Below are 22,662 nucleotides of genomic sequence, written 5' to 3'. Positions count from 1 at the left end.
ATGAAGTTCGATACCCCCGCCGGCCAGAACCCCATCGACCAGCTCAAGGTCGTGGGCAAGCCGACCGACCGCATCGACGGCAAGTACAAGACCACCGGCATGGCGCCCTACGCCTACGAGCGCCACGACGTGGCGGCGAACCAGGCTTACGGCTACGTCCTCGGCGCCGGCATCGCCAAGGGGCGCGTGCGCCGGATCGACACCGCGGCGGCAAAGAGGGCGCCCGGCGTCCTCGCCATTGTGACGACCCTTGAGCATCCCCGCATGGAGCGGGGCATGATGAACGCAGCCTACCTGTTCGGCGGCGACGAGGTGCAGCACTACCACCAGGCCATCGCGGTCGTGGTGGCCGAGACATTCGAGCAGGCCCGGGCCGCGGCCTTCCTGGTGAAGGTCGATTACGCCCCCGCGGCCGGCAAGTTCGACCTCGCGGCCGAGGCGAAGGGCGCCAAGCCCGTGCCCGGCGACAGCGGCGAGGGCAGCGGCGGCAACGGCGAGGAGCGGGTCGGCGACTTCGAGGGGGCCTTTGCGCAGGCCCCGGTGCAGTTTGACGAGACCTACTCCACCGCCGACGAGAGCCACGCGATGATGGAGCCGCACGCGACCATCGCGGCGTGGGACGGCGACAAGGTCACCCTCTGGACCTCGAACCAGATGATCGCCTGGGGCCATGGCAGCCTCGCCAAGATCCTCGGCGTCCCGAAGGAGAACGTCCGCCTCGATTCCCCATACGTCGGCGGCGGGTTCGGCGGGAAGCTGTTCGTGCGCGCCGACGCGGTGCTGGCCGCGCTCGGGGCCAAGGCGGCCAAGCGGCCCGTAAAGGTCGCGCTCACCCGCCCGCTGGTCATGAACAACACCACGCACCGGCCCGCCACGATACAGCGGGTGCGGATCGGCGCGACGAAGGACGGGACCATCACGGCCATCGCCCACGAGAGCACGTCGGGGAACCTGCCCGACGGCGACCCCGAGACGGCGGTGAGCCAGACCAAGCTGCTCTACGCTGGCGCCAACCGCCTGACCGCGATGAAACTCGCCCATCTCGACCTGCCTGAAGGCAACGCGATGCGGGCCCCTGGCGAGGCTCCGGGCCTGATGGTCCTGGAGGTCGCCATGGACGAGATGGCCGAGAAGCTTGGGATGGACCCGGTCGAGTTCCGCATCCGCAACGACACCCAGGTCGACCCGCAGGACCCGAAGCGCCCGTTCTCGCACCGCGACCTCGTCGGCTGCCTGAAGCTCGGCGCCGAGAAGTTCGGTTGGTCGAAGCGCAACGCCAAGCCGGGCCAGGTCCGCGACGGGCAATGGCTCGTCGGGCATGGCATGGCGGCGGCGTTCCGCAACAACATGGTGATGAAGTCCGGCGCGCGGGTTCGGCTCGCCGGTGACGGCACGGTCACGGTCGAGACCGACATGACCGACATCGGCACCGGCAGCTACACCATCATCGCCCAGACGGCGGCCGAGATGATGGGCTTGCCGCTCGACAAGGTCGTCGTCCGCCTGGGCGACTCCGCCTTCCCGGTCTCCTCCGGGTCCGGCGGGCAGTTCGGCGCCAACTCGTCGACCGCGGGCGTCTACGCGGCCTGCGTGAAGCTGCGCGAGGCGGTGGCGCAGCGCCTGGGCATCAACTCGGCCGACGCCGTGTTCGCCGACGGGCAGGTGCGGGCCGGCAACCGCGCCGTGCAGATCGGCGCGGCGGCGAGCGGGGGCGAGGTCTCGGCCGAGGACACCATCGAGTTCGGCGACATCTCGAAGAAGCAGCAGCAATCGACCTTCGGGGCGCACTTCGTCGAGGTCGGTGTCGATGCCTATACCGGCGAGGTCCGGGTCCGGCGGATGCTGGCGGTCTGCGCGGCCGGGCGCATCCTCAACCCGAAGTCGGCCCGCAGCCAAGTCATCGGCGGGATGACCATGGGTACCGGCGCCGCCCTGATGGAGGAGTTGGCGGTCGACACCAAGCGCGGGTTCTTCGCCAACCACGATCTTGCCGGCTACGAGGTACCGGTCCATGCCGACATCCCGCACCAGGAGGTGATCTTCCTCGACGAGGTCGATCCGATGTCCTCGCCGATGAAGGCCAAGGGCGTCGGCGAGCTCGGCATCTGCGGGGTCGGCGCGGCGGTGGCGAACGCGGTCTACAACGCCACCGGCGTGCGCGTGCGGGACTACCCGATCACGCTCGACAAGCTCCTCGACCGCATGCCGGAGGCGGCATGACGCCAGGCGAAGGAGGACGCGCGATGCGCCCGAAGATCATCTGCCACATGGTGACGTCCATCGACGGCAAGCTGCATCCGAGCCGGTTCACCGGGCCGGCCGCCGGCGTCGACGCCGCCCGGCTCCGAAAGCACTACGACGAGGTCTCGCCCAAGCTCGGCGCCCAGGGCTGGATGTGCGGGCGGGTCACCATGCAGGAGATCTCGAAGGGAAAGGCCCGCACGGTCACCTCGCCCGGCGTCTCCTCCCGCGAGCCGTTCGTCGGCGACCGGAGGGACCGGGACCTCGCGGTCGCCATCGACCCGCACGGTAAGGTCCATTACCGGCAGGACCACCTGCATGGGGACCACGCCGTCGCCGTGCTCTCGGAGGCCGTTTCCGACGCCTACCTCGCCGAGTTGCGCGAGGACGGCGTGTCCTACCTGTTCGCGGGTCCAGACGGCCGCGACCTCGCCAAGGCCATGGACGCTCTCGGCGAGACGTTCGGCGTCGAAACCCTGCTTTTGGAGGGCGGGGCGGCCATCAACGGTGCCTTCCTGAAAACCGGCCTGATCGACGAGATTAGCGTGCTCATCCACCCGGCCGTCGACGGCCTCGCGGGCGTGCAGACGATCTTCGAGTACCAGGGCGGGCCCGACGAGTGCCCAGGGGCTGGGCAGGCGCTCCGCCACTTCCACACCGAGACGCTTGAGGGCGGCATGGTCTGGCTTCGATACCGGGTCGAAGAGGCACCGGGGAGCTGACACGGAGCGAGGGAACCGTCCCACCGTGACTGCGGTGGGTAGAGTTCGCGGAGACAGGCAAGCCGTGGCGGGTGACGGCGGTCAAACGAGACGGGCGCCGCCGTCGACGTGCAGCGTCTCGCCGTTCATGAAGCCGCTGCCCATCAGGAAGACGACCGCGGCGCCCGCCTCCTCCGCCGTGCCGAGGCGGCGCTGCGGCAGCTTCTCGGTGAGCGCTGCGACGTAGGCGTCGCGGTGGGCGCCGAGCGTGCGGGCCAGGAGCGGTGTGTCGGTGGTGCCCGGCGAGAGCGTGTTGACCCGCACCGGCGCCAGTTCGAGGGCGAGGCCACGGGCGAGCGCCTCCATCGCGGCCGAGGCGGCGGCGAGCACCGCGGTGCCCTGGGCGCTCGGGCGATCCGCCAGCGCACCGGAGATGAAGGTCACGTCGGCGGCGCGCCAACCGGCAAAGCCGTTCTCGGCGGCGACGCGCTCGGCGCCCTCGGCGTTGAAGCCGACCACGATGACCTCGGCGCCCTCAGCCTTGGCCTGTTGGGCGGCCGCGAGGCCGATGCCGGAGGTGCCGCCGAAGATGACGACGGTACGGTCCTGGAGGATGCTGCCCATGACGATGATTCTTCCCGACTGCGCCCCAGCGGCGCCTGTTGGCAGAAGGATGGGTCATCGCTTCGAGCTTGGTAATCTCGCTTGTTGTCGGTTCACTCCTGCCGCCATGGAACAGATCGGCATCGACCGGCTCACCGGCATTATCGCTTTTCGCGCGCTCGGCCTCTCTCGGCAGCTACACGGCCGCCGCGCGCTCACTGGGCATCTCGCCGTCGGCGATCAGCAAGAGCGTGCAGCGGCTGGAAGGGCCGGCTGGGGCTGAGCCTGTTCATGCGGACCACGCGCTCGCTGACCCTGACGCCGGAGGGCCGCGACCTGCATGAGCGGGCGCTGCGCCTCCTGCGCGAGGCCGAGGAGATCGAGCAGGCCGCCGTGGCGGCGCGCTCGGAACCGGCCGGCATCCTGAAGGTGGCGGCGCCGGTCCCGGTCGGCTTGCACCTGCTGGCGCCGGCGCTTCCGCGAGCGCCATCCGCGGCTATCCGTCGACCTGCGCTTGGGCGACCGCTTCGCCGACCTCGTCGAGGCGGGCATCGACGTCGCCATCCGCGTCGGGGAGCTCTCCGATTCCCGCTTGGTCTCACGGCGCCTTGCGCCGCACCGGCTCTGCGCGTTCTCGTCGCCCGCATACCTGGAGCGACGCGGGACGCCGAGGCACCCCGACGAGCTGGTCGACCACGACTGCGTGAAGTTCCGTTTCCAGAGTACGGGCCAGGCCCTGCGCTGGCCGTTCTGGATCGGCGGCCGCACGGTCGAACTGACCCCGAACGCCGGCATCGTCACGGATTTCAGCGACGCGGTTGCGACCATCCTGGTGGCCGGCGGCGGCATCGGCATCTCGCCGACATACATCGCAGCCCCCTATTTCGAGCGGGGATTGCTGGTGCCTGTCCTGCAGGAGTTCGCGGCCGAGCGTTCCGTCATCACCGCGCTGTGGCCCAAGAGCCGTCGCGGCAGCCCGAACGTGAGGGCGTTCCTGGCTTTCCTCGGGGAGGTGTTCCCGTCCCCGGCCCCGTGGGACGGCAAGCTTGCGGTCCTGGCGCTCCACAAAGACCCCGGGAATGGGACCGCGTCATGAAGGAGATAGCGGAGCTCCACGTTGGGCGGGCTTCCCTGACGCCGTCGGTGATCCTGCTGGGGCTCAGGGCGGTGATGGCCCTGGCCGCGACTTCGCACAATCATTCGCTCACGTTGACCTGACCGGTATTTTGGACCGGGCCGATTGAGAGGCTACTGCATGGTGGCGGCCATGGGTAGCCGGAAGGCCAGATCCGGGAAGGTGACCGGCGCGGGCGGTCGGTAGCCCAAGGATGAGTGCGGCCGGACGCGATTGTAGGTGTTCTGCCAGAGACCGATCACGGCCTGCGCCTCTTTCAGCGAGTAGAAAATCTCCTGCCTCAGGCACTCGTCCCGCAGCTTTCCGTTAAAGCTCTCACAGTACCCGTTCTCCCACGGCGAGGCCGGACGGCGTGACCTCGGCCTTGTCGATGTAGTCCAGCGCGCCGGCCCGCATCAGCCGCGTCGCCAGGTCCGGGTCGGCCTCGCCGGTCAGCATCAGCACGGCCCGCGCCTCGCCCTCGGCCGCCAGCAGCGTCCTAAGCAGCGCGAACGTGTCGATGCCCGGAAGACGGTAGTCGAGCAGCACGCAGTCGAAGGTCGCTTCCGAGGCGAGACGTTGGCCCTCCTCGCCGCCGGCGGCCTCGCTCAGGGTGTGGGCAAGGCCGGACTTGACCAACGCACGCCGCACCGCGGCCCGGTCGACCGCGTCGTCGTCGATCAGGAGGATGCGGGTCGGGTTGGTCACTGGGCCGACTATGCCGGGAACTCGACGACCTTCCAGTAGTGCTCCAGCAGCGCCACCGCTTCCATGAAGGTGTTGGCCGGGTCGCGCTTGACGATGTAGCTGGCGACGTTGTGCCCGTAGGCGCGCATCCGGTCCTCGTCGGCCTTCGAGGTGGTGATCATGAACACCACCGCCGAACGCAGCTCCTCGTCAGCGCGGACCGCTTCCAGGAACTCGATTCTGTCTATGCGCGGCATGTTCAGGTCAAGCAGGATCAGGTGCGGCTTGGACAGGCGCTCATGCCCGTTCTCGCCGCGAAGGATCTACAGCGTGTGAACGCCGGGTCCGAGGGTAACGCGGCACCCGACGAAGCGAGTCCGTCCCAGGGGTCACCAGCGGTGCCGGGAGGTAGGGGTAGGCCACCATCCGACGCTTCTCCGCTGCCGCGGCATCGACTCGAGCGCCGGCCTTGGGGGGCTGTCGGCATTCCCGGTCTGGTCTGAAACTTTCGTCTGACCGCCGCCGTACAGGTCGCCATACGCCCGGCCTGGGCGTGGCGCGAGGCCCCGCCTCGGCGTCCGATTTCGTGCGTTCCAACGCCATCGGAGGCGGGTTTTTATTTGATAATTCAGGAACTTGGTGGTCGCACCTTGTCTTCTCCCAATGTGCGACAGTGGATTCCTTCCCCGTACAGGAGACATTGAATGAAGATCACCACCCTTGCCCTCGCCGCCTCGGTCCTTGGCAGCCTCGCGCTCGGTGCCGGCGCCGCCTCGGCCGCCCCGATGGGCCCGAACGGACTTCAGGCCGCCCCGTCTGACGTCACCCAGGTCCGGATGACCAGCAGCGAACGGATGATGATGAAGAAGCGCATGATGCGGAAGCAGATGATGAAGCGCCGCATGATGAAGAAGCGGATGATGATGAACCGCGGCATGTGATTTGAAGGCGCCGTGCGATTCCGGAGGCCCCGACCCAGGGGCCTCCGCCCTGGCCGTCCAGAGTGCGGGGAAGACCGTTTGGCTCGAACCTACCTGACCCGATCAGCCCCCGAGACCGGCGAGGTCGAGCGCCGCCGCTGGATGTTTCGCCATCCCCTCGTGATCAGGGTCACCCACTGGGTGAACGCGATCTGCCTGCTGGTCCTGCTGATGAGCGGCCTGCAGATCTTCAACGCCCACCCGGCCCTTTACTGGGGCAAGGTCTCGACCTTCGACGCGCCGCTTATGGCGATGACCCAGACCGAGGACGACCCGCCCAAGGGCATGACGACGGTGTTCGGCCATGGCTTCGACACGACGGGCTGGCTCGGTTCATCGGTCGGCTCCGACGGCGAGGCGACGGACCGAGGCTTCCCGGCCTGGACGACCTTGCCGAGCGACCAGGACCTTACCGGCGGCCGTTCCTGGCACTTCTTCTTCGCCTGGGCCTTCGTCCTGAACGGCATCGCCTACCTGCTCTATGGTCTGGTCAGCGGGCAGCTGCGGTTCCGTGTGATCCCGTCCCGTGACCAGATCCGGCATTTCGGGGCCTCGGTTTGGGAGCACTTGATGCTGCGCTTCCCTCAAGGAGACGAGGCCAAGCGCTACAACGTCATCCAGAAGCTCACCTACCTCGTCGTGCTGTTCGTGCTCCTGCCGGTGCAGGTGCTGGCCGGGCTCGCGATGTCGCCGGCGATGAACGCGGCCTTTCCCTTCCTTCTGACGCTCTTCGATGGACGCCAGTCGGCCCGCACGGTCCACTTCGTCGTGGCGGGCCTGCTGGTCCTGTTCGTGGTCGTGCACGTTGCCCTGGTCCTGCTGTCGGGCTTCTGGAACAACATGCGCGGCATGCTCACCGGCTGGTTCGTGATCGAGCGCAAGGTCGAGCCGGTCGTCCATGCCGGAGAGCCCCAGGCATGAGCCGCTCACCCAACCGACGCGCCCTCCTGGTGGGGGCTTCCGCCACGGCCGCGGCGGCCATGCTCGGAGGCTGCGACCGCCTAGGCAACGCGGAGTGGTTCCGGCGAACGCTGAAGACCGGCGAGGACGCCAACATGTTCGTCCAGCGCCTGCTCCTGGGCGACGCGACGCTGGCACCGGAATACGCCGAGGCCGACATCTCGCCGTGGTTCAAGCCGAACGGCACCGAGGACCCGCCGGACAAAGACTACAAGGCCCTGGCGAAGGGCAAGTTCGCCAAGTACCACTTGGAGGTCGGCGGCCTCGTGGAGGTGCCCCTCAAGCTGTCCCTCGCCGAACTCCGCAAGCTTCCGGCCCGCACCCAAATCACCCGGCACGATTGCGTCGAGGGCTGGAGCGCCATCGGCAAATGGACCGGGGTGCCCCTCGCCGAACTGCTCAATCGCGCTCGGCTCAAGCCGGAGGCGCGCTACGTGGTGTTCCACTGCGCCGACACCATGGACCAGGGCAGTCCGCTCGAAGGCGGGGGAGACGACGAGGCGGCCGACGATGTCCCTGGCGGCAACGCCAACCCAAGCATGACGAGGCAGTCGGGCGGCGACGAGAGCAGGAAGGATTCCGGTGGCCAACAGGCGACGGAGGACGATGCGGCCAGCGGCGGAACGCCGGTTCGGTTCTACGAGAGCATCGACCTGGTCGATGCGTTCCACCCGCAGACCATCCTGGCCTACGACATGAACGGGGAGGCGCTTCCCGTGTCGAACGGCGCACCGCTGCGGCTGCGGGTCGAGCGCAACCTCGGCTACAAGCAGGCGAAGTACGTGATGCGGATCGAGGTGGTCGAGAGCTTCGCCCACATCGGCGGGGGCAAGGGCGGCTACTGGGAGGATCAGGGCTACGCCTGGTACGCCGGCATCTGAGTCTGCCCGGACGTGACGTCCACGTTTCTGCGAGCATTGAGCGCGCAGCTCTCTCGTGTCGAACTCCGGTGGCATCCGCCTGCGAAACTGCGGAGTAGGGTCGGCCCTGCGCCGTTTGGCTGGCTATCGGACCGGCGACGCCACCTGGGTGCGTTCGATATGAGCAGTCCGCGGACCTAGCTGAGACGCCCTGCCCGGCGAAACCCGCGACGGACCAATGTTCGGACTGCAGCGCGAATAAGAGGACAATGCGGTCATGTCCCTACATTTTGAATGCCTCGGCACAGGCCGACCGCTACTGATGATCCATGGGTTGGGGTCCAATCTTCGCACCTGGGATCCGCTCTTGCCCGCATTGCGCGGCTCGCGCGAACTGATCTTGGTCGACCTGCCAGGACATGGCAGATCGGCACCGCTCGCGGGTCGGCAGACCATGGAGGCCCATGCGGACGCCCTCGCCAGCTTCGTGCAGTCGCAAGACCTGACGTCAGCGGACCTTGTCGGCAGTTCGGTAGGGGGGCGGCTGGTGCTGGAGCTGGCGCGGCGGGGCATCGGTCGGCACTGCGTGGCGCTTGATCCCGGCGGTTTCTGGCACGGATGGGAAACGCCCTGGTTTCACTGGACGCTCGCGGCGTCAATACGCCTGGTGCGGTTGCTACGGCCATTCCATCCCGGCCTGTCGCGCCACGCCGTCAGCCGTACGCTGCTGCTGGCCCAACTGTCGGCCCGTCCGTGGGTGCTGCCACCGCAGCTTGTCGTGGAGGAACTGCAGAGCCTGGCGGCCACACCGGTGTTCGATGCGATGCTGCGTGAGCTGGCACGCGGGCCGTTGCAGCAGGGTTCAGTGACGACCCCCGGCCTTGTCACCATAGGCTGGGGCCGCCAAGACCACCTTCTGCTGCCGCGCCAGGCTGCACGCGCCCAGGTGGCATTCCCGTCGGCACATCTGCACTGGTTCGAGCGCTGCGGCCACTTCCCGCACTGGGATCAGCCTGCCGAGACGGCGCGCGTGATCCTTGAAACGGTCGGGAAGGATGCGCCTTGAAACGGCTTGTCGCACAGACTCGACATCGGGGCTCCCGTCCCAGTGGGGTTACGGGAGTGAACGCGTCGGCGGCGGCAAGGCTCAACCAGCGATGCAGGGGCCAGGGCGGCGGCACGGCATCATCTCTCTGTTTGGTCGAGCCTTCGCCAAGCGTCGCAAATACCCGCCAGGACCGACCTATTCCGGGCCGTTTCTCGTGTCCTACCGGAAAAAAGCCGAGTCCCGCCCAGGGGATCGATGGTTTGGACGGACCGTTATGAGCGGTCTGGTCAATCCACCGAGCTATCTGTTTATAATTCCGTTTGCAGCTGGCATGTCAGCTTCGTGTGGCGAAGCGGCCATCGAAAAGCCTCGGGCTCAACGTCCGCAAGGGGTCACAACCAGGCTATCTCAAGGTCAAGCTGTTGGATTTTTATTTTAGCGGGCCTTGATGGGACTGGGAGGCAGCGGCGCCGGTGGTTCACCCTCAGAGGCTTTAGCTCGAGCGGCGGATCGCAGATGGGCAGCATTGGGTCGTAATCGGGGCGCGGCGTGTTGGACATGGCGGATCCGTCCTCGCGGTTCCTTCTGCGTAGAGGTACGTTCAACACTTGGCACGCCAGGAGGGTCGACCGCCCGAGACGAAATCTCATGCCGACGCCGCCCTGAGGTGACCAGACGCCACGTGCTGACTCGGCTTCGGTGGCGGGCGTCAGGGTTACGCCCTCCGGCGCCGGCCTGAAACGGCTTCGAGGATAGCGGCGCGGATGCTGCTCTCCAGAAAGGGCCGGCCGACGAAGGGGGTGCCCGCAGGCAACTCTCCAGGCCTCGGCGTCACCTGGGCCGAGACCACGACGACGGCCATGTCCGGGCGCCGCCGCGCCACCTCCTGGACGAGCCCGACGCCGTCCATCGCCCCCGGCATGCGGATGTCGGTGACCATCAGGGACATGGTATCGTCAAGGCGTGAGAGGGCCTGAGCGGCGGAGCCGGCCTCGACCACAGCGTAGCCCTCCGCCTCCAGGAGATCCACGACCTCCAGGCGGAACAGCATCTCGTCCTCGACCACCAGGGCCGTCTTCTCGGGGGCGTCATCGGTCATGGCGAGCGGTAACGACGCGACGGGCCCATCGTTGCGCCCGCCGGTCATTGCATCGACTGAAAATTCGCCAGCGGCGCTTCGATGACACAGGTCGCCCCCTCGCGGGGATAGGCGAGCGCCAGCTTCGCCCCGACCTGGGCGGTCAGCCCGCGCTCGATCAGGCGCGACCCGAACCCTTTGCGCGAGGGAGGGACGACCGGCGGTCCGCCCGTCTCCGTCCAGGCAATGCGCAGGTCGGGACCTTCGGCCAAGTCGATCAGCGACGCCGTGAGCGAGACGCGGCCCTCGGGCACCGACAGGGCGCCGTACTTGACCGCGTTCGTGGTGAGTTCGTGAAGCGTCAGGGCCAGGGACAGGGCGGCTTTGCCGCCGATGTCGACATCGGGCCCGGTGAACGAGACCCGCGCACCGGCGGCTTCCTGCACGCCGACGCCCTCCCGCACGACCGCCGACAGTTGAGCACTCTCGGCGGCGCCGCCCAGAAGCATGTCGTGCGCCTTGCCCAGCGCCACGAGGCGGCTGCCGAGTACGTCGCGGGCCGCGTCGACGTCCGTGGCGCCGCGCAGGGTCGAGGCGGCGATGGCCTGCACCATCGCCAGGAGGTTCTTCATCCGGTGGGAGAGTTCGTGGTTGAGAAGGTCTTGGTGCGCCTGGGCCTTGCGCCGGTCGTCCACGTCCGCGACGGCGACGACACCCCCGGTCATCCGACCGTCGGGGTCCCGCATCGGCACGCCGACGATCTCGATCCAGACCCGGGTGCCGTCGCCGCGCTGGTAGTGGCATTCGAGCGCTGCCTGCTCCGCTTCCTCGCGGATGATCCGGCTGAGCGGATATTCCTGCGGCTCTACGCGCCGTCCGTCCTCGTGGAAGGCGACCCACTCCCCGTAGCTCTCCGCGTCCGGCGAGGGCAGAACCGGATGGCGGAAGATCTCCTCCAGCCGGCGGTTGCCGCCGACGATGCGCCCAGACGGGGCCTCGGCGAACAGGATGCCGACCGGCACGGTGTCGAGTACCGCCCGCAGCGAAGCCTCGCTCGCGCGCAGGCTCTCCCGATTGCGACGTTCCTCGGTCAGGTCGCGGGTGACCGTACCGTAGCCGAGCAGGTCGCCCGCCGCGTTGCGTACGGGAAAGATGTTGTAATGCACCGGCACCGCGGCGCCGGTGACGAAGTGGCGGAAATGCAGTTCGCCCTCCCAGAAGCCGTCGCGTTCGACGGCGGGGAGCACCTCCTCGACGAGGCGCTGGTGCTCTTCGGGCACGAAGTAGTCGAGGATGCGCGTGGACCTGGCAGCGGGGAGGTCCGGCAGCCCGACGAGGCGGCGACCGGCCTCGTTGACGAAAGCGGCCCGGCCGTCGGGCGTGGCGAAGCCGATGAAGTCTCCGGACTGCGCGACGATGGCGGCGAGCTTGCCCGCCTCGACCTCCGCCGCCTTGCGCGCGCTGACGTCCACGGCGGTTCCCGAGAAGCGCAGGGGCACGCCCGCCTCGTCGTGGACGAGCCCGCCTCGGCACTCGATCCAGCGCAAGGGCCGCCCCGGCACCGCGAGCCGGTACTCCACGAGGAACTTGGCGCCGTGGTCGAAGGTGTCTCGGATGGCCGCGCGCAGCGGTGCGACGTCGTCGGCCACCACGAAGGTCTGGTAGCGCTCCATCGTGACGCCGGCGGCGACCTCGTCCGCGTCGAGTCCGTACAGACGTGCGAACTGCGCGTCCCCGTGCAGCAGGTCGGTGTCCACCATCCAGTCCCAAAGGCCGACGCCGCCGGAGGCCGACAGCGCCATCTGCAGGCGTTCCTCGCTCTGCCGCAGCCGTTCCTCGGCCAGCCGCTGCTCGGTACGGTCGCGCAGCACCTTGACGAAACCGGTGGCCGCTCCGGCCTCGTCGCGCAGCACCATCATCACGCCCAGCGCGAAGAAGCGCTCGCCGCCCTTGCGCAGGTGCCAGCGCTCGTCGTTGCCGGTGCCTACCGTCATCGCGGCATGCATCTCCCGCCCCGCGATGCCGGTCTCCCGGTCCTCCGGCGTGAAGAACACGTCCGCCGGACGCCCCCGCATCTCGTCGGCCGTCCAGCCCAGGATCCGCTCGGCGCCCGCGTTCCACTCGGTGACGCGCCCGTCGAGGTCCATGACCACGATGGCGTAGTCGACGATGCTCTCGAACACGGCGCGGTAGCGTGCCTCGCCCGCCCGCAGCGCGGCTTGTGCCGCCGCCTCGCTGACCTGCGTCAGGCCGGAGGTGGCCGTGGCCGCGAACATCCGCAGCAGCGCGAGGTCGCGTTCGCCGAACGCGTCGGCATGGCGCGACTGCAGCTTCAGGACGCCCAGCACGGCCTCGCCCCGGGTGACGGGCACGTGGATGGCCGAGCCGAGATCGAGCGACGCGGCGACGTCCGGCCGAACCTGCGCGTCCGCCCGGGCGTCGGCGACGAGCAGCGGGCTGTTGGTCGTGAAGCTGCGACCGGAGGAGCTGTCGCCCAGCGGCACCCGCAGGCCCTTGTGCGCGGCGAGGCTTCCCCGGACCGCGCGGTACTCCAGCGCCTGGCCGTCGACGAGTTCGAGCACCGCCCCGTCCGCGGCCGGCACCGCGCCCATGGCGCCTTCGAGCAGCTTGCCGAGAACCACGTCCTGCTCGCCGCCGGCGCCCGCGACGTCAGCCTGGGTCGCGCCGAGGACGTCGCGCTCGCGCTCGGAGACGCGCCGCTCGTGGATCATGGCGTCGCGCTCGACCAGCGACCGGCGCAGCAGCAGCTGATCCATGACCTGCCGTGCCAGCGCCGTCAGGTTCTCCGCCTGGGCCGGGGACAGGCCGCCGGGCCTCGGGGCGTGGTCGATCACGCACAGGCTGCCCAGGGCATGGCCTTCGGGTGTGCGCAGCGGGGCTCCCGCGTAGAAGCGCAGGTGCGGCTCGCCGGTCACCAGCGGATTGTCGCGGGTGCGGGGGTCGAGGGTCAGGTCAGGGATCTGGAGGAGGTCCGGCTCGGCGAGGGCGAACTTGCAGACCGAGCGGTCGAGGTCGGTCTCGCAGGGCGGGAAGCCGGCGCGGGCCTTGAACCATTGCCGGTCCCGGTCGACCAGGCTTACGAGCGCCACCGGGGCGTCGCAGAGCCGGCGGGCGAGGTGGACGACGTCGTCGAAGCCGCGCTCGGGCGGCGTGTCGAGGATGGCGAAGGCGGCAAGCGCGGCGAGACGGCCGTCGTCCTCGGCGGGGAGCGGGCTGGTGAGATCGAGGTTCACCGAGCCAGCTCCCGAAGCGTGACCGCGGACGAGGGTGGCTTCAGTCGGTCCGGCTCGCTGGCGTCGACGGCGACCATCCGGCCGCCCGGCGCGTAGACCGCGCCCAGCACCTCGGAGAAGTGGTGCCGCACGGCCGCATGGCATTCGCACGCCGCCGCCTCGGCCCGTGCGCGGTCCGGGAGCGAGAGCCGCCTGTGGCCGATCTCGATCAAGCCCTCGCGCCGCAGGCGTCCGAGCACCCCGGTAAGGTAGGCGCGGCGCACGCCGAGCATGTCGGCCAGCACCTCGTGGGTCACTGGCAGGTCCGGCGTCCCCAGCCTATCCTGCAGGGTCAGGAGCCAGCGCAGGCAGCGCCGCTCAATGGTGTGGGCGGCGTTGCAGGCGACCGACTGCAGCACCTGCGCCAGCAGGCAGTCGGCGTAGCGTACGAACAGGTCGCGGACGGTCTCGGAGGCGTGCTTGGCCTCGGCCAAGCGGTCGGCGTCGATGCGGATGACCGGGCCGGCGACCTGCACCACCGCTTGGCCGAAGGCCGGCAGGTAACCCTGGCTGACCACCCCGCCGATGGCCCCCTCGCGACCGACCGTGGCGGTCTCGACCGACTTGCCGTCCCGCAGCGGCACCACCAGCGTGACGACGCAGCCCTGGGCTGGGAAGGTGACGTGGCTGACGTCGTCGCCGGCCCGGAACAGTACGTCGCCGCGCCCGACCTCGCGCCGCTCCGCGTAGGGCGTCAGCAGCGCACGATCGTCACGGTCGAGGGCTTCGAGCAGCAGGTTGCCGTCGAGGGAGCGGATAGGGAAGCTGGACACGGGGCACTTCGGACGACGGCATTTGAGTTGTGCAATAGCGAACTTCCCGGCGCAAAGATGTCCATTACCTGACAAGTCATTGGGCTACGGGCTCCGGAGCGCCACTTTTTTTCGAGCCGGTCGGAGCGGATGCTCGGGAAGGTCAGCGGTTCGCGGAACGTCCTGTCCGCGCGTGCCCGCCGCCGGTCTGAACCGACCATACCGCGCGATTCTTCAGGCGCTCTCGGCCTCGAAGGGGCACACGAACTCCATCCCGGTTCCATCGTGAACCGGCTGCAACTAGAAGCAGGTCCTCGATGGCATCGTCCTCGATCCAGAGATGGAGAACCGGCGTCGCCGGGCAGCGTTCGTCCGATCCTGACTGGCCATCGCCGGCGAAGCGGTTAAGGTTCGTGGAGGGCGTCAGATCGAAATGTGCCGGAGGCCATCAGAAGCCTGTGGCCGTCCGGATCACGCAATGGCGTGTCGGAATCGCCGCTTCCGGCGACGACGATGCGGGTGGCGAGCGATGAGCCGTCGGTGCAGGATCGCGGGATCGGCCCCGGCGCGCGATAGCACAGAAGTTCGAGGTGCGGCGGCGCTCCGCCCGGCGGTGCGAGGCCGGTCACCTCGACCACGGGCGCGTCGAGCCCGTCCAGGCGAGCCTGCTCCGCGCCGCGGTTCACCCCCCGCCTCGCGACCGTGAAGCCGAGGCTGGCGTAGAAGGCGACCGCGCGCTCCGTGTCGGCGACGGTGATCGCGGTGTGGTCGATCCCGAGGAACAGGCCCGGCCTGTTTTGCCAGACCGGCGGCACGGCGTCGGGCGGGAAGGCCAGGAGTTCGAGCGGGTGTCCGTCGGGATCGCGGAACTTGAACGCGGCGACGCCCCCGGACGCCGCGGGCAGCCGCTCCGGCCCTCCTCGCGAGATCGGCGTCCAGCCGGGCACCCCGGAGAGTTGCGCGTAGGCCGCCTCCATGTCCGCGACGGCGAGGGCGCAGTGCTGGAAGTCGGTGGCGTTCGAGGGCGCTGGCTCGGGACTTCGCTCCGAGGCAGGCGCGAGCTCGATCGTCTGCGCGCCGATCATGACACGCGAGCCGTCGGGAGCGACGCTCGCATCGAACGCTGCCAGGTAGAAGGCGGCGGTGGCAGCCGGATCGGGACAGAGGAGCCGGATCGCGGCGATGCGAAGATCCGTCATCGCCCGGCCCCCGGCAGCGCGGCGCCGCGGCGGTTGAGGAAGATCGAGAACACGCGCTGCGAGCCGGCGATGAACAGGCGGTTCCGGTGCACCCCGCCCCAGGTCATGTTGGAGACGCGATAGGGCACCCGCACCTTGCCGAGGAGTTGCCCATCCGGTGAGAGGCAGTGGACGCCGTCGGCGGCGCTCGACCAGACGTTGCCGTCCTCGTCCAGCTTCATGCCGTCGCAGTAGCCGGGCTCGATCTTATGGAAGATGTCGCCGCCCGTGAGCGTCCCGTCCTGGCCGACATCGAACACGCGGATGAACTGGCGCGGGTCGGAGTGGCTCTGGTCGCCGGTCTCGGAGACGTAGAGGCGCCGCTCGTCGGGCGAGAAGGCGAGGCCGTTCGGCCCGTCGAAATCGCCCGCCGCGATCTGGATTTCGCCCGTCGCCGGATCGAAACGGTAGAGCGCCGGCGGCTGCTCGCTCTCCTGGCGACCGCCCTCGTAGTCGTTGGAAATGCCGTAGAGCGGGTCGGTGAACCAGATCGTGCCGTCGGACTTCACGATCACGTCGTTGGGCGCGTTCAGCCGCTTGCCCGCGTGGCGATCGACGAGCCGCGTCACGCGCCCGTCGTGCTCGGTGCGGTACAAGCAGCGGCCGTGATGCGAGCAGGTGATCAGCCGGCCCTCGCGGTCGCGGGCCTGCCCGTTGCCGTAATCGGACGGCGCCCGGTAGACCGACAGCCCTTCCGCCTCGCTCCAGCGCATGGTGCGGTTTCGCGGCAGGTCTTGGAGCAGCAGGCAGTTCCAGTCGCCCATCCAGACCGGCCCCTCGACCCAGCGGAAACCCGCGGCGATCTCCTCCAGCCCGGCATTGTCGAGCACGTATCGCCGGAACCGGGGATCGTGGATCTCGAACCCTTCCATCGGCTCACCCGAACCGGCAGGGCGTGGTAAGTGCGCGCTTGGTGTCAAACTGCACCACCATCAGCACGGCGGGCGCGTCGCCGACCGTGCCGGACTTGTGGCCGGTCTTGCCGTCGCGCGTCGCGCAGCCTTGGTCCTCGCCGAACGAGATTTCGCCCGGCCCCATCTCGATCCGGGTGCCGTCCATCGACTCGACGTACCAGCGCCCGCTCAAGGGGATGATCCATTGCGGCGCCGGGTTCTCGTGCCACGTGCCCTCCCAGCCGACCGGCTGGACCGTGATCATCGTGGTCATGCCGTCGTGGTGCTTCACGCCCTGCCATTGCGGCGAGGCCGGCGGCTTCATTGAGGCGAGGTGGAAGTCGGTCATCGCGCAGCGGACCTGGCGGCTGACGCCGTCCGCGTCGGTGTAGAGGTGCCAGTAGGGCACGCTCGGCTTGTCGCCCTGCTCGCTCATCGCGCCGTCTCCGAAATGGCTTGGCTGTAGGGATGCGTCGATCCGAACGGATCGTGCAGGAAGGCCGCGACGCCCTGCTGGCTCGGCCCGCCCCAGGCCAGCGCGAGGAAGCCGCCCGCGACCGCGAAGTTCTTGAGGAAGTCCCAGAACGTCTCGCGGCCCTCGCTCGGCCCGCGCAGGCGGAAATCGGGTTTGCGCCAGAACGGTTTCCACAGGAGCGCGGTGACCGCGCAGTAGCCCGCGAGCACGAAGGCGGCGAAGCGGTCGGCGATGCCGGTGAGCACGCCAAGCGACATCACGACCTCGACGAACAGCCCGGCCAGGATCAGCGCCGTCGCGAGCGGGCGCGAGGCGGTCGCCTGACCGGCCTGCCCGACCGCGGCGGAAAAATTCAGAACCTTGTCGAGGGCGCTGAACGGCAGGAACAGCAGCACCAGAAAGGCTCGGGCCGCGAAGGCGGCGAGCACCTCAAGGGTCATCCGGGCTCTCGTGGTGTCGTTTGGCAGAGTCTTCCGGCTGCCAACGTCGACGCGGCGATGCGGTTCGCGCATGCCTTGCAGAACGTCGCCGCCGCGTTCCCCCGGAACGGGGCCGGCTGCCGCCCGTTCCCGCGTCGGGACGCGGAGCGAGACGGATGAGCGACGATCGTTACGACGTGATCATCGTGGGCTCCGGGCCGGGCAGCGGGTCGGTGGCGTGGCGGCTTGCCCGCACCGGCAAGCGCGTCCTCGTGATCGAGCGCGGCGACTACCTGCCGCGCGAGCGCGAGAACTGGGACACCGACGCGGTCTTCCGCAAGGCCCGCTATCAGGCGGACGAGACCTGGACCTCCTCGAACGGCGACACGTTCAAGCCCGGCCTGCACTATTACGTCGGCGGCAACTCGAAGGTCTATGGCGGCGTGCTGTTCCGGCTGCGCGAGAGCGACTTCGAGGCGCAGCGCCACCCGGACGGCATCTCGCCCGAATGGCCGCTGAAGTACGACGCCTTCGCGCCCTACTATCAGGCGGCCGAAGAGCTGTTCCAGGTCCACGGCGCCCGCGGCGAGGACCCGACCGAGCCGCCTTCCCCGCATCCCTACCCCAAGCCCGCGATCAGCCACGAGCCGCGCATCCAGAAGCTCGCCGACGACCTCGCCCGCACCGGCCACCACCCGTTCCACCTGCCGATGGGCGCGCTGATGGAGGAGGACGGAAAGGGCGGGACCCTGCCGCATTCGCCGCTGCTGCGCTGCGACCCGTTCGACGGCTATCCGAGCCTGACCAACGGCAAGGCGGATGCGCAGATCATCTGCATCGACCCGACGCTCGCCGCCCACCCCAACGTCACGCTCCTGCGCAATACTTACGCCGAGCGCCTGCTGACCGATGCGGGCGGCGGCCGCGTCACCGGCGTCGAGGTGATCGTCGAAGGGCGCCGCCACGTGCTCACGGCCGACCTGTTCGTGGTGGCCTGCGGCGCGCTCTCCTCGGCGCTGCTGTTCCTCCGCTCCGGCAACGGCGCCCATCCCGACGGGCTCGCCAACCGCTCGGGCCAGGTCGGGCGCAACTACATGCGCCACAACAACACCACCGTGCTGGCGATCTCCAAGGACCCGAACCCGACGCAGTTCCAGAAGACGCTCGGGCTCAACGACTTCTATTACGGGAACGACCGCAGCCCGCTGAACGAATGGGAATTCCCGCTGGGCCACATCCAGATGGTCGGCAAGTCCGACGGGATGCAGATCGAGGCGGAGGGGCTGCCGGGCTTCCTGCAATGGCTGCCGACGCGGCCGTTCGAATACATCGCCCGGCACTCGATCGATTTCTGGCTGACCTCCGAGGATCTGCCGCGGCCGGAGAACCGTATCCACTACCGCGATGGCCGGGTGCATCTCGATTTGACGGCGACCAACGCGGAAGCCCAGACCCGGCTGCGCGAAAAACTGCGCACGCTGTGCGACAGCCTCGACATCCACCCGCACCTGTTCGACCGCACGCTCTATCTCGGCAAGGACACGCCGATCGGCGGCACGGCGCATCAGGCCGGCACCCTGCGCTTCGGGCCCGATCCGGGCACGTCCGTGCTCGACCTCGATTGCCGGGCGCACGGCATCGACAACCTCTACGTCACCGACGCGAGCTTCTTCCCCTCGATCGGCGCCGTGAACCCGACGCTGACCATCATCGCCAACGCCCTGCGCGTGGCCGACGGGATCGCGGAGCGCCTTTGAGCCCGTCGAACCGTTTCGCCAGCGTGGCCATGGAAACGAGCATTCCTCTCGTGAATCAACATGGACGCGATCGCGAGGCTCGAAGCGGCTCCCGGGCCCGCCCTTCCCGTCTGATTGGCCAGCCGGCTCCGGCCGCTCCGGCGTCTCACCTCATGATCCGGTGTCGTCGCGCGGCTGCCCGTCGGCAGCTCCACCGTGTTCGATCACGGCATGCCCCGGGGCCGCCCTTCTGGTAGCGGATCAGACCCGCCGCCGCCCCGATTCTGCTGCTGACGCCGATCTTCGCTCGGCACGACCGATCGGCGAACCCGGAAGAGCGCCCACCGCCGGCAATGGGATTCAACGGGCCGCTCGAAGACTGGAACTGGATCCGCCGACGAACATCGTAATCGTGCTTGCGGTCTCCCTGCGTCGCGATCCGCGTTGTGCGTTGCCGGACCCATGCGTGTGTAATCCCATGAGACGGCTTCGCGTATAACCCAATTTCATACGCTTCCGCGTATATTGTAGTTTTATACGAACTCGCGTATATTGCTTCTTGGAGGTCCCTCATGTGCGAGCACATTGCCCGAACCGAGAAGCAGTTAGGGGCCATCCTGCGTCGCATGCGCAAGCAGGCGGGCCTGACGCAAGGCAGCCTCGGGAATCGCATCCACCTGCGGCAAGGCACGATCTCCCGCCTCGAGGCAGGGGCGCCCGCTGTTCAAATCAGAACGCTCATGGAGGCTCTCGCCGCGCTCGAACTCGAACTCGTGGTGCGCCCCCGCAGCCGGGGAAGCGCCGCCGACATCGAGGATCTCTTCTGATGGCCCGGCGCAGGGCCAATCACCCGCTCAACGTCTTCTTGAATGGGCGCCACGTCGGCAGGCTCCGACGAGAGAGCACGGGCGCCATCGACTTCCAGTATACCCCGGAATGGCTCGATTTCGGCGGCACGTTCCCGATCTCAGTCTCGCTGCCGCTCCGGGAGGACCGCTACATCGGCGCTCCCGTCATCAACGTGTTCGACAATCTCTTGCCGGACAGCGAGCCCATCAGGCGTCGCGTCGCGGAGCGGGTCGGCGCAGAGGGCATCGATCCGTACAGCATGCTCACGGCGCTGGGGCAGGACTGCGTCGGAGCCCTGCAATTTCTCCCGGACGGCCTCGATCCGGGTCCTGTCGGCGACACGGCCGGCAAACCCGTATCAGACGAAGAGGTGGCCGACCTCATCGCCAACCTCGCCGCAGCCCCGCTCGGCGTCGGCGACGATAAAGATTTCAGGATCTCCATCGCTGGCGCACAGGAGAAGACGGCACTCCTCCGCCGTGAGGGTCGATGGTTCAAGCCAACCGGCACCACGGCCACGACGCATATCCTGAAGCCGCAAATCGGCCAGTTGCCCAACGGCGTCGATCTCTCCAACAGCGTCGAGAACGAGTATCTCTGCCTCAAGCTGATGACAGCCCTCGGAGTCCCTGCCGCGCACGCAGAGATGGCCGAATATGGCGGACGACGCACGCTCGTCGTCGAACGCTTCGACCGCTTATGGACAAAAGACGGTCGCCTGCTGCGGCTCCCGCAGGAAGATTGTTGTCAGGCGCTCTCGATCCCGCCGACACGCAAGTATCAGTCCGAGGGTGGACCAGGCATGCGTGAAGTGATCCAGTTGCTCAAGGGCAGCGACAGCCCGGAAGACGACATCACGGCCTTCATGCGCACCAGCATCATCTTCTGGCTGCTCGGCGCCACGGACGGCCACGCGAAGAACTTCAGCGTCTTCATTACCCCGGGCGGTCGATTTCGTCTAACGCCCGCCTATGACGTGCTGTCGGCCCAGCCGAGCCTCGACGCTCGACAGATACACCGTAAGATGTTCAAGCTTGCCATGTCCGTCGGCAAGAACAAGCATTATGCCGTGAATGATATCCAGCCGCGGCACTTTCTGCAGACGGCGGAACTCGCTCATGTCGGACTCCCGCTCGTACAATCGATTTTCGACGAATTGGCGGAAACAGCGCTACCGAAGGCTGAGTCCGTCGTGAAAGGACTTCCCGCGGGCTTCCCTGGACAGCTCGCGGCCTCCATACTGACAGCCATTGAACACAAAACGCGGTTGCTGAACGACGTCAGGACCGGCGGGCAGAAATTCAATTCAGAAACTGATCCGCCCTCATGAGCAAGTGACGAGCTTACTATGACCACTTACGATAAGTCGGCAGAATAGCGGTTCGGATTTACCGACTGCGTGACCAGCGATGTGGAGCGCCGACCGGTCGCGCGGCGCGGGCTGCATGGCTTGGATGAGGGGCAGGGGAGGGGGCAAGGTCAGACTTTGTTGCCGACCCGCGCGTTCAGGTGGCTTCATGTTGTCTACAATTGTCTTGCCGCTGCGGCGCGCGGAACAGCATGGAACCCTGCCCCAAAGGTGGCCGGCGCCTAAGCGCCGGCCTTCACGCCACGCCGGACCGGGATGCCCTTCGCCATCGCCTTGTCGGCAAGGTTGTCGGAGATGCCGCCGCCGGGGAAGTGGACAATGCCGATCGGCATCTGCTCCAGGATCGTGTCGTTGCGACGGAACGGTGCGGCCCGGTTGTGTCGCTTCCAGTCCGGCTTGAATACGACCTGGGGCGTCTTGCGGTTCTCGGCCCACTTCGCCGCGATCAGCTCGGCGCCCTCGCCGCCTCCATGCAGCAGCACCATGTTGGGGTGCTTAGCCCGGACCTTGTCGAGAGTGTCCCAGATCACCGTGACATCCTGATACTCCTTGCCGCCGGTGAAGGCGATGCGGGTGCCCTGCGGGAGATGGATCTCGGTCTCGGCCCGCCGTCGCGCGCTGATGTAATCGCGCGAGTCGATCATCGCTGCGGTCATGGTGGCGCGGTTGACCCGCGACCCGGAATGTGGACGCCACAGCGACCGGGTGGTGCGGGTGAACATTTGGGCCGCGGTGTCCCGGGCGTACTCGAAGGCGTTGCGGCGCTCCGACAGCGTCAGCCCGAGAGCGGTGAGGCGCTCCAGCTCGACCGAGAGCACCTCACTGCCGTCTTGCTCGCGCTGGCTGGCCCGCTGCGCCTGCTCGTTCTCGTCGAGCTTGCGCTCGATCTGCTCGACGCGGCGGTGGAAGACATTAACGAAGCCCCACAGCACGTCCTCGATGTCGTCCTCCAGGCGGGTGTCGGCGAAGGCCTGCTCAAGGGCGCTCATCGCCACCTGCAGACCTTGGTCCATCGCGCGCTTGGCCGGGAGCGGCCGGGGATCGTCGTGCTCCTCGAACGGGCGGTAACCGGTGACCGCCAGTTCCTCAAGTAGGGTCGGGTCGGCCGTCGGCAGATCGACATCGTGGATCGCGTGATCGAGCATCGCGGGCTCCTTCAGGTCCGGGTGACCGCGTCCATCGCGGCCTTCATGGCGACCCAAGGCCGGACCCGGGGCCTGGCGCACCCGCGCACCCATCCGCATCGCACCTTTCGCGATGCGGCGGCGCGGGCCGAAGCACAGCGGAGGACGGCTCCCGGCCGTCGATTTTGCCTCGCGATGCAAAGCCGCCGTCAGGCGGCGGCGGAAAATCGTCGGCAAGGACC

The 22,662-nt window shown here is 68.3% G+C and carries 20 protein-coding genes and 2 pseudogenes; 10 read left to right on the top strand and 12 right to left on the bottom strand.

Features of this window, described 5'->3' with window-relative positions; all coding sequences use genetic code 11:
* Both paoC and AAHG03_RS22730 read left to right on the top strand, forming a co-directional pair.
* Positions 1–2,220 (top strand): aldehyde oxidoreductase molybdenum-binding subunit PaoC, encoded by a 2,220-nt coding sequence (gene paoC, locus AAHG03_RS22735; protein ID WP_342153430.1) that lies wholly within the window; start codon positions 1–3, stop codon positions 2,218–2,220.
* Positions 2,221–2,243: 23 nt separating this feature from the next.
* Complete coding sequence (locus tag AAHG03_RS22730; RefSeq protein ID WP_342153429.1) at positions 2,244–2,963, top strand: RibD family protein; 720 nt, start codon at positions 2,244–2,246, stop codon at positions 2,961–2,963.
* Between the two features lie 81 nt (positions 2,964–3,044).
* On the opposite strand, the gene AAHG03_RS22725 is transcribed toward AAHG03_RS22730, so the two are convergent.
* Complete coding sequence (locus AAHG03_RS22725; protein WP_342153428.1) at positions 3,045–3,566, bottom strand: SDR family oxidoreductase; 522 nt, start codon at positions 3,564–3,566, stop codon at positions 3,045–3,047.
* Positions 3,567–3,672: 106 nt separating this feature from the next.
* Here AAHG03_RS22725 and AAHG03_RS22720 point away from each other — a divergent pair.
* Positions 3,673–4,641 (top strand): annotated as a pseudogene (locus AAHG03_RS22720) (LysR family transcriptional regulator).
* 152 nt (positions 4,642–4,793) lie between these two features.
* Here the strand turns inward: AAHG03_RS22720 and AAHG03_RS22715 are convergent.
* The 3 genes and pseudogenes from AAHG03_RS22715 to AAHG03_RS22705 all read right to left on the bottom strand — a co-directional run.
* Positions 4,794–5,027: pseudogene (locus tag AAHG03_RS22715) on the bottom strand (integrase core domain-containing protein); the annotation flags it as partial.
* Entirely contained in the window at positions 4,996–5,367 is a 372-nt protein-coding gene (locus tag AAHG03_RS22710; RefSeq protein WP_342153426.1) for a response regulator, read from the bottom strand. The pseudogene AAHG03_RS22715 and the gene AAHG03_RS22710, both read right to left, overlap by 32 nt.
* Positions 5,368–5,375: 8 nt before the next feature.
* A complete protein-coding gene (locus tag AAHG03_RS22705) occupies positions 5,376–5,624 on the bottom strand; it encodes a response regulator (RefSeq protein WP_342153502.1) in 249 nt (82 codons plus the stop codon).
* Between the two features lie 426 nt (positions 5,625–6,050).
* On the opposite strand from AAHG03_RS22705, the gene AAHG03_RS22700 reads away from it, so the two are divergent.
* From AAHG03_RS22700 to AAHG03_RS22685, 4 genes are all read left to right on the top strand, one after another.
* Positions 6,051–6,287 (top strand): hypothetical protein, encoded by a 237-nt coding sequence (locus AAHG03_RS22700; protein ID WP_048434660.1) that lies wholly within the window; start codon positions 6,051–6,053, stop codon positions 6,285–6,287.
* 78 nt (positions 6,288–6,365) lie between these two features.
* Positions 6,366–7,247: a cytochrome b/b6 domain-containing protein gene (locus AAHG03_RS22695; protein WP_412759785.1), complete on the top strand. Its 882-nt coding sequence runs from the start codon at positions 6,366–6,368 to the stop codon at positions 7,245–7,247.
* The gene (locus AAHG03_RS22690) at positions 7,244–8,167 is read left to right on the top strand and encodes a molybdopterin-binding protein (RefSeq protein WP_342153425.1); all 924 of its coding nucleotides are present in this window, start codon (positions 7,244–7,246) and stop codon (positions 8,165–8,167) included. The genes AAHG03_RS22695 and AAHG03_RS22690 overlap by 4 nt, the downstream gene beginning before the upstream one ends.
* A 301-nt stretch (positions 8,168–8,468) precedes the next feature.
* The gene (locus tag AAHG03_RS22685; RefSeq protein WP_342153423.1) at positions 8,469–9,212 is read left to right on the top strand and encodes an alpha/beta fold hydrolase; all 744 of its coding nucleotides are present in this window, start codon (positions 8,469–8,471) and stop codon (positions 9,210–9,212) included.
* A 697-nt stretch (positions 9,213–9,909) separates the two neighbouring features.
* On the opposite strand, the gene AAHG03_RS22680 is transcribed toward AAHG03_RS22685, so the two are convergent.
* From AAHG03_RS22680 to AAHG03_RS22650, 7 genes are all read right to left on the bottom strand, one after another.
* Entirely contained in the window at positions 9,910–10,293 is a 384-nt protein-coding gene (locus tag AAHG03_RS22680) for a response regulator (RefSeq protein WP_342153421.1), read from the bottom strand.
* A gap of 44 nt (positions 10,294–10,337) precedes the next feature.
* Positions 10,338–13,526, bottom strand: coding sequence for a PAS domain S-box protein (locus tag AAHG03_RS22675; protein WP_342153419.1), 3,189 nt, complete (start codon positions 13,524–13,526; stop codon positions 10,338–10,340).
* Positions 13,523–14,338, bottom strand: coding sequence for a Crp/Fnr family transcriptional regulator (locus tag AAHG03_RS22670; protein WP_342153417.1), 816 nt, complete (start codon positions 14,336–14,338; stop codon positions 13,523–13,525). Before AAHG03_RS22670 ends, AAHG03_RS22675 begins: the two co-directional genes overlap by 4 nt.
* Before the next feature lie 383 nt (positions 14,339–14,721).
* On the bottom strand, positions 14,722–15,516 hold the full coding sequence (locus AAHG03_RS22665) for a VOC family protein (RefSeq protein WP_342153415.1): 795 nt from the start codon (positions 15,514–15,516) through the stop codon (positions 14,722–14,724).
* Positions 15,513–16,427, bottom strand: a complete 915-nt coding sequence (locus AAHG03_RS22660) for an SMP-30/gluconolactonase/LRE family protein (protein ID WP_342153413.1) — start codon at positions 16,425–16,427, stop codon at positions 15,513–15,515. The genes AAHG03_RS22665 and AAHG03_RS22660 overlap by 4 nt, the downstream gene beginning before the upstream one ends.
* 4 nt (positions 16,428–16,431) lie before the next feature.
* The gene (locus AAHG03_RS22655; protein WP_342153412.1) at positions 16,432–16,884 is read right to left on the bottom strand and encodes a cupin domain-containing protein; all 453 of its coding nucleotides are present in this window, start codon (positions 16,882–16,884) and stop codon (positions 16,432–16,434) included.
* The gene (locus tag AAHG03_RS22650; RefSeq protein ID WP_342153410.1) at positions 16,881–17,363 is read right to left on the bottom strand and encodes a DoxX family protein; all 483 of its coding nucleotides are present in this window, start codon (positions 17,361–17,363) and stop codon (positions 16,881–16,883) included. The genes AAHG03_RS22655 and AAHG03_RS22650 overlap by 4 nt, the downstream gene beginning before the upstream one ends.
* Before the next feature lie 155 nt (positions 17,364–17,518).
* Between AAHG03_RS22650 and AAHG03_RS22645 the strand changes: the two genes are divergently transcribed.
* The 3 genes from AAHG03_RS22645 (at position 17,519) to AAHG03_RS22635 (ending at position 21,257) form a co-directional block, all read left to right on the top strand.
* Positions 17,519–19,099, top strand: coding sequence for a GMC family oxidoreductase (locus AAHG03_RS22645; RefSeq protein WP_342153408.1), 1,581 nt, complete (start codon positions 17,519–17,521; stop codon positions 19,097–19,099).
* A gap of 551 nt (positions 19,100–19,650) precedes the next feature.
* Positions 19,651–19,905 carry a helix-turn-helix domain-containing protein gene (locus AAHG03_RS22640; RefSeq protein ID WP_342153406.1) on the top strand — a complete coding sequence of 85 codons (255 nt, stop codon included), beginning with the start codon at positions 19,651–19,653 and terminating at the stop codon, positions 19,903–19,905.
* Entirely contained in the window at positions 19,905–21,257 is a 1,353-nt protein-coding gene (locus tag AAHG03_RS22635) for a type II toxin-antitoxin system HipA family toxin (protein WP_342153405.1), read from the top strand. The genes AAHG03_RS22640 and AAHG03_RS22635 overlap by 1 nt, the downstream gene beginning before the upstream one ends.
* A 260-nt stretch (positions 21,258–21,517) precedes the next feature.
* On the opposite strand, the gene AAHG03_RS22630 is transcribed toward AAHG03_RS22635, so the two are convergent.
* Positions 21,518–22,441 carry a DUF2493 domain-containing protein gene (locus tag AAHG03_RS22630; protein ID WP_342153499.1) on the bottom strand — a complete coding sequence of 308 codons (924 nt, stop codon included), beginning with the start codon at positions 22,439–22,441 and terminating at the stop codon, positions 21,518–21,520.
* Positions 22,442–22,662: the final 221 nt, after the last annotated feature.

Source organism: Methylorubrum subtropicum (genome assembly GCF_038442325.1).
Classification (GTDB): Bacteria; Pseudomonadota; Alphaproteobacteria; order Rhizobiales; family Beijerinckiaceae; genus Methylobacterium; species Methylobacterium subtropicum.
The sequence above is the reverse complement of the archived record's forward strand: the minus strand, read 5'-3'. Positions and strand labels throughout refer to the sequence as shown.

Bases quoted from the DNA above. Each gene is read 5' to 3' on its own strand.
- paoC (WP_342153430.1), top strand. From the start codon at position 1: ATGAAGTTCGATACCCCCGCCGGCCAGAACCCCATCGACCAGCTCAAG.
- AAHG03_RS22730 (WP_342153429.1), top strand. From the start codon at position 2,244: ATGCGCCCGAAGATCATCTGCCACATGGTGACGTCCATCGACGGCAAG.
- AAHG03_RS22725 (WP_342153428.1), bottom strand. From the start codon at position 3,566: ATGGGCAGCATCCTCCAGGACCGTACCGTCGTCATCTTCGGCGGCACC.
- AAHG03_RS22700 (WP_048434660.1), top strand. From the start codon at position 6,051: ATGAAGATCACCACCCTTGCCCTCGCCGCCTCGGTCCTTGGCAGCCTC.
- AAHG03_RS22690 (WP_342153425.1), top strand. From the start codon at position 7,244: ATGAGCCGCTCACCCAACCGACGCGCCCTCCTGGTGGGGGCTTCCGCC.
- AAHG03_RS22685 (WP_342153423.1), top strand. From the start codon at position 8,469: ATGATCCATGGGTTGGGGTCCAATCTTCGCACCTGGGATCCGCTCTTG.
- AAHG03_RS22680 (WP_342153421.1), bottom strand. From the start codon at position 10,293: ATGACCGATGACGCCCCCGAGAAGACGGCCCTGGTGGTCGAGGACGAG.
- AAHG03_RS22665 (WP_342153415.1), bottom strand. From the start codon at position 15,516: ATGACGGATCTTCGCATCGCCGCGATCCGGCTCCTCTGTCCCGATCCG.
- AAHG03_RS22660 (WP_342153413.1), bottom strand. From the start codon at position 16,427: ATGGAAGGGTTCGAGATCCACGATCCCCGGTTCCGGCGATACGTGCTC.
- AAHG03_RS22655 (WP_342153412.1), bottom strand. From the start codon at position 16,884: ATGAGCGAGCAGGGCGACAAGCCGAGCGTGCCCTACTGGCACCTCTAC.
- AAHG03_RS22650 (WP_342153410.1), bottom strand. From the start codon at position 17,363: ATGACCCTTGAGGTGCTCGCCGCCTTCGCGGCCCGAGCCTTTCTGGTG.
- AAHG03_RS22645 (WP_342153408.1), top strand. From the start codon at position 17,519: ATGAGCGACGATCGTTACGACGTGATCATCGTGGGCTCCGGGCCGGGC.
- AAHG03_RS22640 (WP_342153406.1), top strand. From the start codon at position 19,651: ATGTGCGAGCACATTGCCCGAACCGAGAAGCAGTTAGGGGCCATCCTG.
- AAHG03_RS22635 (WP_342153405.1), top strand. From the start codon at position 19,905: ATGGCCCGGCGCAGGGCCAATCACCCGCTCAACGTCTTCTTGAATGGG.
- AAHG03_RS22630 (WP_342153499.1), bottom strand. From the start codon at position 22,441: ATGCTCGATCACGCGATCCACGATGTCGATCTGCCGACGGCCGACCCG.